This is a genomic window from Amycolatopsis sp. NBC_01286, assembly GCF_035982555.1.
Classification (GTDB): domain Bacteria; phylum Actinomycetota; class Actinomycetes; order Mycobacteriales; family Pseudonocardiaceae; genus Amycolatopsis.
In genome coordinates this window covers 4,394,102-4,409,092 of the sequence record NZ_CP108428.1, presented here as the reverse complement: position 1 = coordinate 4,409,092, position 14,991 = coordinate 4,394,102, and the positions used below count along the sequence as shown (strand labels likewise).

General features: G+C 71.9%; 12 protein-coding genes. All 12 read left to right on the top strand.

Features of this window, described 5'->3' with window-relative positions:
* Positions 1 to 19 precede the first annotated feature (19 nt).
* The gene (locus tag OG570_RS21330; protein WP_326958681.1) at positions 20 to 1,003 is read left to right on the top strand and encodes an aldo/keto reductase; all 984 of its coding nucleotides are present in this window, start codon (positions 20 to 22) and stop codon (positions 1,001 to 1,003) included.
* 124 nt (positions 1,004 to 1,127) lie between these two features.
* Positions 1,128 to 2,132 carry an NAD-dependent epimerase/dehydratase family protein gene (locus tag OG570_RS21325; RefSeq protein ID WP_326943853.1) on the top strand — a complete coding sequence of 335 codons (1,005 nt, stop codon included), beginning with the start codon at positions 1,128 to 1,130 and terminating at the stop codon, positions 2,130 to 2,132.
* 10 nt (positions 2,133 to 2,142) lie between these two features.
* A complete protein-coding gene (locus OG570_RS21320) occupies positions 2,143 to 3,414 on the top strand; it encodes an activator-dependent family glycosyltransferase (RefSeq protein ID WP_326958679.1) in 1,272 nt (423 codons plus the stop codon).
* 68 nt (positions 3,415 to 3,482) lie between these two features.
* The gene (locus OG570_RS21315) at positions 3,483 to 4,721 is read left to right on the top strand and encodes an activator-dependent family glycosyltransferase (RefSeq protein WP_326958677.1); all 1,239 of its coding nucleotides are present in this window, start codon (positions 3,483 to 3,485) and stop codon (positions 4,719 to 4,721) included.
* Positions 4,718 to 5,953 (top strand): activator-dependent family glycosyltransferase, encoded by a 1,236-nt coding sequence (locus tag OG570_RS21310; protein ID WP_326958675.1) that lies wholly within the window; start codon positions 4,718 to 4,720, stop codon positions 5,951 to 5,953. Before OG570_RS21315 ends, OG570_RS21310 begins: the two co-directional genes overlap by 4 nt.
* Positions 5,954 to 6,021: 68 nt before the next feature.
* Entirely contained in the window at positions 6,022 to 7,263 is a 1,242-nt protein-coding gene (locus tag OG570_RS21305) for an activator-dependent family glycosyltransferase (protein WP_326958673.1), read from the top strand.
* A 14-nt stretch (positions 7,264 to 7,277) separates the two neighbouring features.
* Positions 7,278 to 8,543 carry an activator-dependent family glycosyltransferase gene (locus OG570_RS21300; RefSeq protein ID WP_326958670.1) on the top strand — a complete coding sequence of 422 codons (1,266 nt, stop codon included), beginning with the start codon at positions 7,278 to 7,280 and terminating at the stop codon, positions 8,541 to 8,543.
* Position 8,544: 1 nt separating this feature from the next.
* Positions 8,545 to 9,783, top strand: coding sequence for an activator-dependent family glycosyltransferase (locus OG570_RS21295; RefSeq protein ID WP_326958668.1), 1,239 nt, complete (start codon positions 8,545 to 8,547; stop codon positions 9,781 to 9,783).
* Between the two features lie 64 nt (positions 9,784 to 9,847).
* Positions 9,848 to 11,107, top strand: a complete 1,260-nt coding sequence (locus tag OG570_RS21290) for an activator-dependent family glycosyltransferase (RefSeq protein WP_326958666.1) — start codon at positions 9,848 to 9,850, stop codon at positions 11,105 to 11,107.
* Positions 11,104 to 12,345: a nucleotide disphospho-sugar-binding domain-containing protein gene (locus OG570_RS21285; RefSeq protein WP_326958664.1), complete on the top strand. Its 1,242-nt coding sequence runs from the start codon at positions 11,104 to 11,106 to the stop codon at positions 12,343 to 12,345. The genes OG570_RS21290 and OG570_RS21285 overlap by 4 nt, the downstream gene beginning before the upstream one ends.
* Before the next feature lie 70 nt (positions 12,346 to 12,415).
* Positions 12,416 to 13,678, top strand: a complete 1,263-nt coding sequence (locus tag OG570_RS21280) for an activator-dependent family glycosyltransferase (protein WP_326958662.1) — start codon at positions 12,416 to 12,418, stop codon at positions 13,676 to 13,678.
* Between the two features lie 70 nt (positions 13,679 to 13,748).
* The gene (locus OG570_RS21275; protein WP_326958660.1) at positions 13,749 to 14,984 is read left to right on the top strand and encodes an activator-dependent family glycosyltransferase; all 1,236 of its coding nucleotides are present in this window, start codon (positions 13,749 to 13,751) and stop codon (positions 14,982 to 14,984) included.
* The last annotated feature ends 7 nt before the right edge of the window (positions 14,985 to 14,991 follow it).

The window sequence follows — 14,991 nt, the reverse complement described above, 5'->3', positions numbered from 1 at the left end:
GTGGCTATCGGAGGTGAATATGCGGCACACACGGCTCACCGAAACGCTTTCCGTCGGTGAAATCGGGCTCGGCTGCAGTTCGATGTCCTACGGTTACGGGCCCGCCCGGACCGCGCGGGACCACGAAGAGTCGGCCCGGGTGCTCCGGCACGCGGTCGACCTGGGCGTCACCGTGTTCGACACGGCCGACGTCTACGGCCCCTTCACGAACGAACAGCTGCTCGGCGAGGTGCTCGCGCCGTACCGCGCGCGGACCACGATCGCCACCAAGGTCGGCCTGATCCTGCGGCCCGACGGCACCCTGGAACGCAACGGGCGCCCCGAATACCTGCGCGAGGCCTGCGAAGGTTCGCTGCGCCGGCTGGGCGTCGACGCGATCGGCCTCTACCAGCTGCACCGCGTCGATCCCGCCGTGCCGCTGACCGAGTCGTGGGGCGCGCTGGCCGAGCTCGTCACCGAGGGCAAGGTCCTCGGCCTCGGCATCTCGCACGCGACCGTGGAGGAGCTGGAGCAGATCCACGCGCTGTTCCCGATCGCCGCGGTGCAGTACGAGCTGTCGGTCTGGGAACGCCGGAACCTCGACGAGATCCTGCCGTGGACCTGGAAGAACGACGTCGGCTTCCTCGCCTGCTGCCCGATCGGCCGCGGCTACCTGTCCGGGCAGGTCGCCGTCGACGAGCTGGTCGACGGCGACTCGCGGCGGCGCGACCCGCGGTTCGAGGCCGGCGCGCTCACCGACAACCAGCGCATCGTCGACGGCCTGCAGCGGGTCGCCGCCCGGCACGGCGCGACCCCGGCGCAGGTGGCGATCGCCTGGCTCACCACGCACGGCGACAACGTCGTGCCGATCCCCGGCACCCGGCGGCTGCGCTGGCTGACGGAGAACGTCGGCGCGGCCGGGATCCGGCTGAGCGCGGCGGACCTGCGCGACATCGACACACTGCCCGTGGCGACCGGCGAAAAGCGCTGGGACGAACACCGCGAAGCCGTCGTGTCGAAATGATCGCGCAATTCTTTGGATACGGCGGCGAAGCTGACTTAGACTGCGGACAGCTCACCGGCCGAGACGTTCCGGCTATTCCCGGAAGAGCCATTCCACCCATTCACGCGAAACTGGAGGAGAAGCCGTGGGCGAACAGGCACGACCGCTGATCACGGTGCTCGGCTCGTCCGGGCTCCTGGGCACCGCCATCACCCGCGAACTGGCCGCCCGGCCGGTCCGCCTGCGCCTCGCCGGGCGCCGGCCGACCACGGTCCCGGCCGGGGCGCGGGCCGACATCGACGTCCGCACCACCGACCTGACCGCCGACGGTGCCGTCGCCGACGCCGTCGAGGGCGCCGACGCGGTGATCCACCTGGTCGCGCACATCGCCGGGGCCAGCACCTGGCGGGTGTCGTCGGACGACCCGGTCGCCGAGCGCGTCAACGTCGGCCTGGTGCACGACCTCGTCGCCGCCGTGAAGGACCAGCGGCCGGTGCACCCGCCGGTGGTCCTGCTGGCCGGGTCGATGTCGCAGGCCGGGCGCTCGATCTCGGGCCGGATCGACGGCACCGAACCGGACCAGCCGCTCACCACCTACGACCGGCAGAAGCTCGACGCCGAGCACGCGATCCGCGACGCCGTCGAGACGGGCCTGCTGCGGGGCGCGTCGCTCCGGCTGGCCACGCTCTACACCCAGGGCTCCGACTCCCCCGCGCTCGACCGCGGCGTCGTCTCGGCGATGATGCGCCGCGCGTTCGCCGGCGAGGCGCTCACCATGTGGCACGACGGGACCGTGAAGCGGGACCTGGTGTGCGTCGACGACGTCGCGCGCGCCTTCCTGGCCGCGCTCGACCAGCCGGACGCCGTCGACGGCCGGCCGTGGCTGGTCGGCACCGGGCTGGCGACCAGCGTCGGCGACCTGTTCGGCGGGGTCGCGAAGGCCGTCGCCGCGCAGACCGGGCGGGAGCCGGTGCCGGTGGTGTCGGTGCCGCCGGCCGACCACTCGATGCCGACCGACCTGCTCGACTTCGTGCTCGACCCGTCGGGCTTCCGGAACGCCACCGGCTGGGCGCCGCGCGTCTCGCTGGAGCACGGCCTGGAGAACCTCGCGGCGGCGATGGCGCGCGACGCCGTCTCGTCGGGCGTCTGAGGGGCCGGCGATGCGCGTCCTGCTGGTCCTGCCCGCCGAGAAGAGCATCTTCAACTACCTGGTGCCGGTCACCTGGGCGCTGCGCACCGCCGGGCACGAGGTGCACGTGGCGAGCCTGCCGCGGTTCGCGAGCACGATCACCCAGGCCGGGCTGACGGCGGTCCCGGTCGGGCACGACCGGGACCCGTGGCGCATCACCGAAAACCGGCCGGAGGAACGCGCGGCGCTGCGGGCCGGGGTGGCCGCGCCGTACGACCTGTTCGACGTCCCCGGGTCGGCCACGTGGGACTACCTGCGTGACGGGATGACGGCGGCGGTCAAGGGCTGGCACCGGCTGACGAACTTCCCGATGGTCGCCGACCTGGTCGAGTACACCCGGTACTGGGAGCCGGACCTCGTGCTGTGGGAGCCGCTCTGCTACGCCGGGGCGATCGCCGCCAAGGCGTGCGGCGCGGCGCACGGCCGGCTGCTGTTCGGCATCGACGTCTTCGGCGCAACCCGCGTCGACTACCTGCGGACGCAGGCCCGGCAGGCGCCGGCCGACCGCGTCGACCCGCTGGCCGACTGGCTCGGCAGCTACGCCCGCAAGTACGGCTTCGACGCCGGTGAGGACCTCGCCGTCGGCGACTTCACCATCGACCAGCTGCCCGCGTCGCTGAGCCTGGACGCCGGTCTCGACACCGTGCGGGTGCAGTTCGTGCCCTACGGCGGGGCCGCGGTGGTACCGGACTGGCTGAAGCGGCCCGCGGAACGTCCCCGGGTCGCGCTGACCCTCGGCCTCACCGCGACCGAGGTCTTCGGCGGCTACAACGTGCCACTGTCGGAGATCCTCTTAGGACTGTCCGAATTGGACGTCGAGGTCGTCGCGACGGTCGCCGAGGACGTGCAGCGGACGCTGCCGCCGATGCCGTCCAACGTCCGGATGGTGCCCTACGTGCCGTGGCACGCGCTCGCCCCGACGTGCGCCGCGGTGGTGCACCACGCGGGCGCGGCAACCTTGGCGACGACCGCGCGGCACCCGGTGCCGCAGCTGGCCCTGCACTTCCACTTCGACCAGCCCTACCTCGGCCGCAAGCTCGCCGAACACGGCGCCGGCCTGGAGATCCACACCGGCGACGCGACGGGCGGAGGTGTCCGCGACGCCGTCGCGCGCCTGCTCACCGAGCAGTCCTTCAAAGCCCGCGCGGCAGACCTGCGCGACGAGATCTTCGCGCTCCCCACCCCGAACGAACTGGCCGGAACGCTCGAAGAGCTGACCGCCAAGCACCGCACGGGGTCGTGAGTGTTTAGGGCGGTTAGAACCGCCCTAAACACTCACGACCAGCCGCGGCAGACCCGGAAAGGAGCACCATGCGCGTCCTGTTCGCCACCACGCCGCAGAAGAGCGTCTTCCTGTACCTGGCGCCGATGGCGTGGGCGCTGCGCACCGCCGGCCACGAAGTGCGCTTCGCGAGCCAGCCCGCGCTGACGGACGTGATCACGCAGTCCGGCCTCACCGCGGTGCCGGTCGGGCACACCCGCAACCGCCGCCTCAACGACGTCGACGGCCGGGAAGAGGGGCGCGCCGGGCTGCCCGCGCCGTACGACGTCTTCGACGACTACGAGCGCGCCACCTGGGAGTACCTCGAGCCCGGCATGGCCGACGCGGTGCGCGGCTGGCACTGGCTGACCAACCACCCGATGGTCGGCGGGCTCGTCGAGTTCGCCCGCGCCTGGCAGCCGGACCTGATCGTCTGGGAGCCGTTCTGCTACGCCGGGCCGATCGCCGCGAAGGCGTGCGGCGCAGCACACGCACGTCTCCTGTTCGGCGTCGACGTCTTCGGCGCGGCCCGTGAGCAGTACCGGCGGCGGCTGGCCGAGGAACCCGGCCGCGTCGACCACCTCGGCGCGTGGCTCGGCCGGTACGCGCGGATGTACGGCGCCGAGTTCTCCGAGGACATGACGACCGGGCAGTTCACCATCGACCAGTTCCCGGCGAGCCTGCAGCCGGCGACCGAGCTGGACGTCCTGCGCACGCAGTACATCCCGTACGGCGGCCCGGCCGTGGTGCCGAGCTGGCTGAGCAAGCCGCCGGAGCGCCCGCGCGTCGCGATGACCCTGGGCCTGACCGCGACCGAGCACTTCAACGGCTACACCGTCGGCGTCCAGGAGGCCCTCGACGCACTCGCCGACCTCGACATCGACCTGGTCGCGACCGTCGCGGAGAAGGCCCAAGCGGAACTGACGCGGATCCCGGACAACGCGCGGATCGTCTCGTACGTGCCGTGGCACGCGCTGGCCCCGACGTGCTCGGTCGTCGTCCACCACGCCGGCGCCGCGACCATGGCCACGACGTCGCGGCACCCGGTGCCGCAGCTGGCCCTGCACCACCACTACGACCAGCCGTTCCTCGGCCGCAAGCTGGCCGAGCACGGCGCCGGGCTGGAGCTGCCGACCCACCGCGCGACCGGCGCGCGGATCCGCGAGAGCGTCGAACGACTGCTGACCGAACAGTCCTTCAAGGACCGAGCCGCCGACCTGCGCGACGAGATCCTCGGGCTGCCGTCGCCGAACGCGATCGTGCCGGAGATCGAGGCGCGCGTCCGATGAGAGTCCTGCTGACCACCTACCCGGAGAAGACGTTCTTCTACCACCTGGTCCCGCTCGCCTGGGCGCTGCGCACGGCCGGGCACGAGGTGCGCGTGGCGTGCCAGCCGAAGTTCGCGCCGGTCGTCACGCAGGCCGGGCTGACCGCGGTGCCGGTCGGGTCCGACCGGAACTTCTGGCGGATCACCGAGACGCGCGCCGGCGGCACGGAGGCGATGCGCGAGGGGATCATGCCGCCCTACGACGCCTTCGACGACGTCGCCAAGCAGAACCTCGGCTACCTGCAGCCGGGGCTGACCGAGGCGGTGCGCGGCTGGCACCGGGTGAGCAACTTCCCCATCGTGGCCGACCTCGTCGAGTTCGCCCGGGCCTGGAAGCCGGACCTGGTCGTGTGGGAGCCGCTGAGCCAGGCGGGCGCGATCGCCGCGCGGGCGTGCGGCGCGGCCCACGCGCGGATGCTGTGGAGCATCGACCTCTTCGGCGGCGTCCGCGACCACTATCTGCGGCTGCGCGGCGACGAGCCGGACCCGTTCGAGGCGTGGTTCTCCGGTTACGGCCGCAAGTACGGCTTCGAGTTCGGCGAGGACATGGTCACCGGCGACTTCACCCTCGACCACCTCCCGGGCAGCCTGCAGATCGAGGCCGGCCTCCCGTACCTGCGCTTCCAGTACGTCCCCTACGGCGGCCCGGCTTCGGTGCCGGACTGGCTGCAACGGCCGTCCGAGCGCCCGCGGATCGCGCTCACCATGGGCCTGAGCGCGACCGAGATCTTCGGCGGCTACCACCTGTCGCTGCCCGACGTCCTCGACGCACTGTCCGATGTGGACGTCGAGGTGGTGGCGACGGCGCAGGGCCTCGGCACCGTCCCGGCGAACGTCCGCCTGGTCTCGTACGTCCCGCTGCACGCCCTCGCCCCGACGTGCGCGGCCGCCGTCCACCACGGCGGCCTGGGTACCCTCGCCACGTTCGCCCGGGCGGGCGTCCCCCAGCTGTGCGTGCCGCACCACCTGGACGAGCCGATCTTCGCCGCCGGCCTGGCCCGCGCCGGCGCCGGCATCGACCTCCGCTCACCCACGGCCGACACAATCCGCGAGAGCGTCCGTCGCCTCCTCGACGACCCGTCCTTCACGCGCGGCGCGGCGAGCCTCCAGTCCGAAATGGACACCCTGCCGTCGCCCAACGACATCGTCCCCGACCTGGAAGACCTCACCGCCAAGTTCCGCAGGGGGTCGTGAGTGGTAATGAGGGTTAGAACCCTCATTACCACTCACGACCAGCCACGGCAGACCCCGGAAGAGAGACCATGCGCGTCCTGCTCACCACCTACCCGGAGAAGACCATCTTCCAGCCGATGGTCACGCTGGCGTGGGCGCTGCGCACCGCCGGGCACGAGGTGCGGGTGGCGACCCAGCCGGGCTTCGAGGACGTCATCACCGACGCCGGGCTGACCGCCGTGCCGGTCGGCCGCCGCGGCGTCGGCAACTGGCGGCGGCTCACCGAGGCCTACCCCGACCTGGCCGAAGCCGAGCGCGTCGGCCTGCCTTCGCCTTATGACGCCGCCGTTTCCGGTGTGGGTACGCGTGCGGAGATGACTGACGGCTACGCGTCCATTTTGGAGCTGTGGCACAAGCAGAACAACTTCCCCCTGGTCACCGGTCTGGTCGAGTTCGCGCGAGCGTGGCAGCCGGACCTGGTGATCTGGGAGCCGACGACGTACGCGGGCGCGATCGCGGCCAAGGCGTGCGGTGCGGCACACGGCCGTCTCCTGTGGAGCATCGACGTCTTCGGCGCGGCCCGCGAACGGTTCCTTTCCCTCGGTCCGGGCCCGGACCCGCTGGCCGGCTGGATCGCCGGGTACGGCCGCAAGTACGGCTTCGCCTTCGACGAGGAGCTGATCACCGGGCAGTTCACGATCGACCCGGTGCCGGACCCGATCCGCCTCGACACGCGGCTGCCGACGTTGCCGGTGCAGTACGTCCCCTACGGCGGCGCGGCCAGCGTCCCGGACTGGCTGAAGCGCAGGAGCGACCGGCCGCGCATCGGCCTGACCCTCGGCACGACGGCCACCGAGCACTTCGGCGGCTACACGGTGAGCGTCCCGGACATCCTGGCCGCACTGTCCGATGTGGACGCCGAGATCGTCGCCACGCTGCCGGACGCCGAAGCCGCCAAGGTCACGGAAGTCCCGGCCAACGCCCGGATCGTGCCGTACGTGCCGCTGCACGCGCTCGTGCCGACGTGCGCGGCGGTCATCAACCACGCCGGTCCCGGCACCTACCTGACGACGGCCCGCTACGGCGTCCCGCAGCTGGCCGTGCCGTGGGAGTTCGACGAGCCGGAGCTGGCCCGCCGCGCGACGGTCCACGGTTCCGCACTGACCCTGACCGGCTCGGAGGTCTCGGGCAAGGCCGTCCGCGCGGGCGTCCTGCGGCTGCTGTCGGAGCCGTCGTTCACCACCCGGGCGCGGGAACTGGCCGCGCGGATGGCCGCCACGCCCTCGCCCAACGACGTCGTCCAGGCGCTCGAAGCCCACGTCGCCCGCTGACCGGAGGAAAGCCCATGCGCATCCTGTTCGTCTCCAACCCGCCCCGGACCGTTTACAAGTACATGTTCACCATCGCCTGGGCGCTGCGGACGGCCGGGCACGAGGTCCGGTTCGCCAGCCAGCCCGAGTTCGTCGACGAGGTCCTGCAGGCCGGGCTCACCGCGGTGCCCGTCGGGCACAGCCGCGACATGCACAAGGTCGCCGCCCGCACCCGCGGCGTCGAGAACGAGCGCGCGGGCATCCCGGCGCCCTACGACGTCTACGAAGAGCCCGAGAAGGCCACCTGGGAGCACATGGTCTCGACGATGGCCAACGAGGGCATCGAGTGGCACAAGTACGGCAACTTCCCGATCATCTCCGGGCTCGTCGAGTTCGCCCGCTACTGGGAGCCCGACCTCGTCGTCTGGGACCCGCTGAGCTTCGCCGGCGCGATCGCGGCCAAGGCGTGCGGCGCGGCCCACGCGCGGCTCCTGTTCGGCGTCGACGTCTTCGGCAAGGTGCGCCAGCAGTTCGTGAAGCTGCGGGACGCCCAGCCGGCCGACCAGCGCCGCGACCCGCTCGCCGAGTGGATGGGCGCCTACGCCCGCAAGTACGGCTTCGACTTCACCGAGGACATGTTCACCGGCGACTTCACGCTCGACCAGTTCCCGCTGAGCTGGCAGGACGAGGCCGACCTGGAGTACGTGCGGACGCAGTACATCGCCTACAACGGCGCGTCCGTCGTCCCGAAGTGGCTGCAGACGCCGCCGGCGAAGCCGCGGATCGCGATCACCATGGGCAACAGCGCCGTCGAGGTGTACCGCGGCTACAACGTGCCGCTGAGCGACCTGCTCGACTCCGTCGCCGACCTCGACGTCGAGGTGGTCGCCACGGTCGCCGCGTCGCAGCAGCCGTTGCTCGGCAAGACGCCGGCCAACGCCCGGATCGTCGACTTCGCGCCGATGCACGCGCTGGCCCCGACGTGCTCGGTCGTCGTGCACCACGCCGGCGCCGCGACCATGGGCACCACTGCGCGCCACCCGGTGCCGCAGCTGGCCCTGCCCTACCACTACGACCAGCCGACGCTCGGCAAGATGCTCGAGAAGCAGGGCGCCGGGCTGTCGATCCACGTTTCCGAGGTCACGCCGGAGAAGTTCCGCACGGCGATCGACCGGCTGCTCACCGAGCAGGTGTTCCAGGACCGGGCGGTGGCCCTGCGCGACGAGATCTTCGCGCTGCCCACCCCGAACCAGGCCGTGCCGCGGATCGAAGAGCTCGTCGTGAAGCACCGGGCGCGGTGACATGCGCGTCCTGCTGACCACCTACGCCGAGCGCACCCACTTCCTGATGATGGTGCCGCTCGCGTGGGCGCTGCGCACCGCCGGGCACGACGTCCGGGTGGCGGTGCAGCCCAAGCTCGCCGGGGCGGTGACCGGGGCGGGGCTCACCGCCGTCCCGGTCGGGCACGACCGCGACCTGTGGGACCTGCTGCGCCGCACCGGACCCGAGCACCTGTTCGGCGTCGAGACGGGCTGGCCCGCGCCCTACGACACGGCCGCACTGTCCACACCGGACTGGGACCACGTGCTGCGCGGCTACCGCGACATCGCCGTGCGCTGGCACAAGACGAGCAACGTCCCGCTGATCAACGACCTCGTCGACTTCGCGCGCTGGTGGCAGCCGGACCTGGTGCTGTGGGAGCCGACGACGTACGCCGGCGCGATCGCGGCCAAGGCGTGCGGCGCGGCGCACGGCCGGATCCTCATCGGCGAGGACGTCTTCGGCCTGACCCGCGACCACTTCCTGCGCTTGCGACCGGACGGCGCGCCGGACCCGCTCGGCGAGTGGCTGGGGGCGTACGCGCGCAAGTACGGCGGCGAGTTCAGCGAGGACATGGTCACCGGGCAGTTCACGATCGACCAGCTCCCGGCGTCCCTGCGGCACCGGGCGTCGCTGGAGCACGTCCCGATGCGGTACGTGAACTACGGCGGCGCCGCGGTCGTCCCGGACTGGCTTTCGACGCCACCTTCACGCCCACGCGTCGCGTTGACCATGGGCCTGACCGCCCACGACCGCACCGGCGGCTACCCGGTCGACCTGCAGGACATCCTCGACGCGGTCGACGGCCTCGACGTCGAACTGGTCGCCACGGTCACCCCCGAGACCCGGCTGAGCAGGGTCCCCTCGCGAACGCGCCTGGTCCCGTTCGTGCCGTTGACCGCGCTGCTGACGACGTGCTCGGTCGCCATCCACCACGCGGGCGTCGGCACCCTGGCGTCGACGGCGTTGCGCGGCATCCCGCAGCTGACCCTGCCCTGGGACGTCGACCAGCCCACGCTCGGCGCCCGCCTCGCGGCACAGGACGCCGGAATCTCCATCCACGCCACCGAAGCGACCACCGAAGGCATCCGCGACGCACTCGTCCGGCTGCTGCACGAACCCGCGTACACCAAGGGCGCCGCCCACCTGCGCGACGAGATGCTCGCGATGCCGTCACCCAACGACGTCGCCGCGCACCTGGCCGCCCGCCGCGGGTCGTGAGTGTTTAGGGCGGTTCTAACCGCCCTAAACACTCACGACCCCGGCACCGCTCGCAAGGAGAGACATGCGCGTCCTGTTCACCACCTACCCGGAGAAGACCCACTTCCTCGCCATGGCGCCGCTCGCCTGGGCGCTGCGCACCGCCGGGCACGAGGTGCGTGTCGCGTGCCAGCCGAAGTTCGCCGACGTCGTCACGCAGGCCGGGCTCACCGCCGTGCCGGTCGGGCCGGACCGCGACCTGTGGCAGCTGATGGCCCGCGACACGAACTGGTTCAGCGTCGGGCTCAACGGCCTGCCGGTGCCCTACGACACCGTCGACTGGCGCCCCGAGGACGTCTCGTACGAGTACCTCCGCGACGGCTACAAGCTGCACGTCACCAAGTGGCACAAGATGAGCAACGTCCCGCTGATCCCGGGCCTGGTCGAGTTCGCCCAGGCGTGGCAGCCCGACCTGGTCATCTGGGAGCCGTCGACGTACGCGGGCGCGATCGCCGCCGAGGCCGTCGGCGCGGCGCACGCGCGGCTGCTGTTCAGCCTCGACACCTTCGGCGTCACCCGCGACCACTTCACCCGGCTCAGCCCCGAAGGCGCCGAAGACCCGCTGAAGGAGTGGCTCGCGCCGGCCGCGGGCAAGTACGGCGTCCCGTGGAGCGAACGCCTCGTCACCGGTGAGTTCACGATCTCGCTGCTGCCGCCGTCGCTGCGCGTGGAGGCCGACCTCGACTACGTGCCGATGCGGTACGTCCCCTACGGCGGCCCCGCTGTGCTCCCGGCCTGGCTGCGCACGCCGCCCGAGAAGCCGCGGGTCGCGCTCACCATGGGCATCAGCATCGCCGAGTCGAGCGGCGACATGGTCGACCTCAAGGACCTGTTCGAAGAACTGTCCGATGTGGACATGGAACTCGTCGCGACGATCCCGGAGAGCGTCCAGGAGAAGCTCGGCCAGGTCCCGGACAACGTCCGGATGGTCTCGTTCGTGCCGCTGCACGCGCTGGTCCCAACCTGCACCGCCGTCATCCACCACGCCGGCTACGGCACCCTCGCGACAACGGCGTTGCACGGCAAACCGCAGGTCATCGTGCCCTGGAACGCCGACGGGCCCGCGCTCGCCAAGCGCGTCGCCGCGCAGGGTGCCGGGCTGGCGCTGCACGTCCACCAGGCGTCGGCACGCGGGGTGCTGCGCAACCGGCTGCTGCGCGTGCTCACCGAGCCCAAGTTCACCGAGGGCGCGCACCGGCTGCGCGACGAGATCCTCGCCATGCCGACGCCCAACGACGTCGCCGACCAGCTCGCCCGTCGCGTCGCGAAGGTGGCCATCGCGTGAAGGTCCTCTTCGCCGCCAACCCCGAGAAGGCGCACTTCCTGCCGATGGTGCCGCTGGCCTGGGCGCTGCGCACCGCCGGGCACGAGGTGCGCGTGGCGTGCCAGCCGAAGTTCGCGCCCGTCGTCACCCAGGCCGGGCTGACGGCGGTGCCGGTGGGCCGCGACGGCGACCTGTGGGACCTCATGCCGCGCCACCCCGACTACCGCGGCACCCAGTGGCGGCCGGCCTACGGGCTGCCGGTGCCGTACGAGGTCGCGGAGTTCCCGGAGAAGGCGACGCCGGAGTACCTCGAGGAGTCGTACGCGGCGATCCTGCACTACTGGCACAAGCCCGCGTGCTTCCCGATGATCGGCGGCCTGGTCGAGTTCGCCCGCGCCTGGGAGCCGGACCTCGTGCTGTGGGAGCCGCTGTGCTTCGCGGGCCCGATCGCGGCGCTGGCGTCCGGCGCCGCGCACGGCCGGATCCTGTGGAGCACCGACGTCTTCGGCGTCGCCCGGTCGTTTCCCGCCGCCGGCGATCCGCTGGGAGACTGGCTCGGCGCGTACGCGCGCAAGCACGGCGGCGAGTTCACCGAGGAGCTGGTCACCGGGCAGTTCACGATCGACCAGCTCCCGGCGTCGCTGCGGCTGCCGACGTCGCTGGAAACCTTGCCGCTGCAATACCTTCCGTACGGCGGCCCGGCGTCCATCCCGGACTGGCTGCGTAAGCCGCCCGAGAAGCCGCGCGTCGCGTTGAGCATGGGGATCAGCCTCACCGACCACGAAGCCGGGTACTCGGTCGCCGTGCAGGACGTGCTGGATCATCTGGTCAAGCTGGACGTCGAGGTCGTCGCCACCCTGCCGGACGTCGAGAAGGCGAAGCTGGCGAGCATCCCCGACGGCGTCCGGATCGTGCCGTACGCGCCGCTCGAAGCCCTGGCCGCGACGTGCTCGGCGGTCGTCTCCCACGGCGGTTTCGGCACGTTCCTGACGACCGCGCGCCACGCCGTCCCGCAGCTGTGCACGCCATGGGACTTCGACGGCCCGGTCTTCGCCGCCCGCGCCGCGGCGCAAGGCGGCGCCCTCGCCGTCCGCGCCGACCAGGCGACGGGCGAGGTGGTCGCGGACGCCGTGGCCCGCCTCCTCGACGAGCCCGCCTTCGCGGACCAGGCCGCCGTCCTGCGCGACGAAATCCTCGCCATGCCCACACCCAACGCGGTCGCCGAGCAGCTGGCCGCCCAGTACCGCAGGGGGTCGTGAGTGGTAATGAGGGTTCTAACCCTCATTACCACTCACGACCAGCCGCGGCAGACCCGGAAACGGAGGAGTAATGCGGGTTTTGTTCACCGTCAGCCCGGGGACGACCGTGTTCAACAGCATGGTGCCGCTGGCCTGGGCGCTGCGGACCGCCGGGCACGACGTGCGCGTCGCGAGCCAGCCCGCGTTCGCCGACGAGATCACCCAGGCCGGGCTCACCGCCGTGCCGCTCGGGCGTGACCTCGGCATCCCGCGGCTGCTCCTGGCCATGGGCATGGACAGCGCCACGCTGGAGGAGGCCCGCCGCGGGCTGCCGGACCCGTACGCGGTGCTGGACGACCCCGGCTCGACCGACTGGGACCGCGCCCACCGCGCGTTCACCGAGGTCGCCGAGGGCGCGCGGTTCGAGACGTTCGCGATCATGTCGGCGCTCGTCGAGTTCGTCCGCGACTGGGAACCGGACCTCGTCGTGTGGGAGCCGTTCACCCCGGCCGGCGCGATCGCGGCCAAGGCGTGCGGCGCCGCCCACGCCCGGCTGCTCTACGGCGTCGACGTCTACGCCTTTGCCCGACAGCACTTCCTGAGCATCCGCAACGGCCGGAACGACCCTCTCGCCGATTGGCTCGGCGGGTACGCGCGCAAGTACGGCGCGGAGTTCAGCGAGGACATGACGGTCGGCCAGTTCACCATCGACCAGATCCCGGCGAGCCTGCAGACCGAGTCGGACCTGCACTACCTGCGGACGCCGTACATCCCGTACGGCGGCGCGGCGGTCGTCCCGCGCTGGCTGCAGCTGCCGCCGCAACGCCCGCGCGTCGCGCTCACCATGGGCCTGAGCGCGACGGGGTACTTCTCCGGCTACACGGTGAACGTCCAGGACATCCTCGACTCCCTCGCGGACCTGGACATCGAGCTGGTCGCGACGGTCGCCGAGGCCGAGCAGGCCAAGCTGGCGCGGATCCCGGACAACGCGCGGCTCGTCCCGTACGTGGCCCTGCACGCGCTCGCCCCGACGTGCACGGCGGCGATCACGCACGCCGGTTTCGGCACGCTGACGGCGTTCGCGCCCTACGGCGTCCCGCAGCTGACGTTGCCGTTCCACTTCGACGAGCCGGCGCTCGGCCACCGCCTCGCCGCCCAAGGCGCCGGCCTCAACCTCGACCCGACGCAGGTGACGGGCGCGAACGTCCGCGAAGGCGTCCTCCGCCTGCTCAACGAGCCGTCCTTCACCACCGCGGCCCGCCGCCTCCAGGCCGAGATCCGCGCGCTGCCCAGCCCCAACGACCTGGTCCCTGAGATCGAAGCCCTGACCGCCAAGCACCGCACCCGGTCGTGAGTGTTTAGGGCGGTTCTAACCGCCCTAAACACTCACGACAAGCCGCGGCAGACCCGGAAACGGAGGTTTGATGCGCGTCCTGTTCGCGGTCAACCCGGAGAAGAGCACGTTCCTGTACCTCGTGCCGATGGCGTGGGCGTTGCGGACCGCCGGGCACGAGGTGCGGGTGGCGAGCCAGCCCGGGTTCGCCGACGTCATCACCCAGGCCGGCCTGACCGCCGTCCCGGTCGGACGCGACGTCGACAAGTGGCGCGGTACCCGGCCCGAGCTGCTGGAACAGTCACGCGCCGGGCTGCCGTCGCCGTGGGACGTCCTCGACGGAAACGAGGACGACCTCGTCGAGAAGCAGGAACACTCCGTCGCGTCGATCCACCGGCCGGACAACGTGCCGATGCTCGCCGGGCTCGTCGAGTTCGCCCAGGCCTGGCAGCCGGACCTCGTGATCTGGGAGCCGTTCTGCCTCGCCGGGCCGATCGCGGCCAAGGCGTGCGGCGCGGCGCACGCGCGGATGCTGTTCAGCGTCGACGTCTTCGGCCTGACCCGCGAGCACTTCTTGAAGGCGAAACGAGGGAAAGACCCGCTGGCCGACTGGCTCGGCGCGTACGGCCGCAAGTACGGCTTCGCGTTCACCGAGGACATGACGACCGGGCACTTCACGATCGACCAGTTCCCCGCGAGCCTCCAGGAGAACGCCGACCTCGACTACGTCCGCACGCAGTACGTCCCCTACGGCGGCCCGGCCGTGATCCCGGACTGGCTCAAGCGCCCGCCGGAACGTCCGCGCGTCGGCCTCACCCTCGGCCTGACCGCGACGGAGATCTTCACCGGCTACACCGTCCCGCTGCGGGACGTCCTCACCGAGCTGTCCACTTTGGACGTCGAGGTCGTCGCGACCGTCGCCGAGGCCGAGCAGGAGAAGCTCGGGACGCTGCCGGACAACGTCCGGGTCGTGTCGTACGTCCCGTGGCACGCGCTGGTGCCGACCTGCGCGGCGATCGTGCACCACGCGGGCGCGGCGACGCTGCTGACGACGTCGCGCTACCCGGTGCCGCAGCTGGCCGTGCACTACCACTTCGACCAGCCGATCCTCGGCCGCAAGCTGGCCGAGCACGGCGCCGGGCTCGCGCTGCACACCACCGAGGCGACCGGCGCGAGCGTCCGCGACGCCGTGCAGCGGCTGCTCACCGAGCCGGAGTTCCGCCGCCGGGCCGTCGCGCTGCGCGGCGAAGTCCTCTCGGCCCCCAGCCCGAACGACCTGGTGCCGCGGCTCGAAGAGCTCACCGCCCGGCACCGCACCCGCCAGTAGAAGCCCA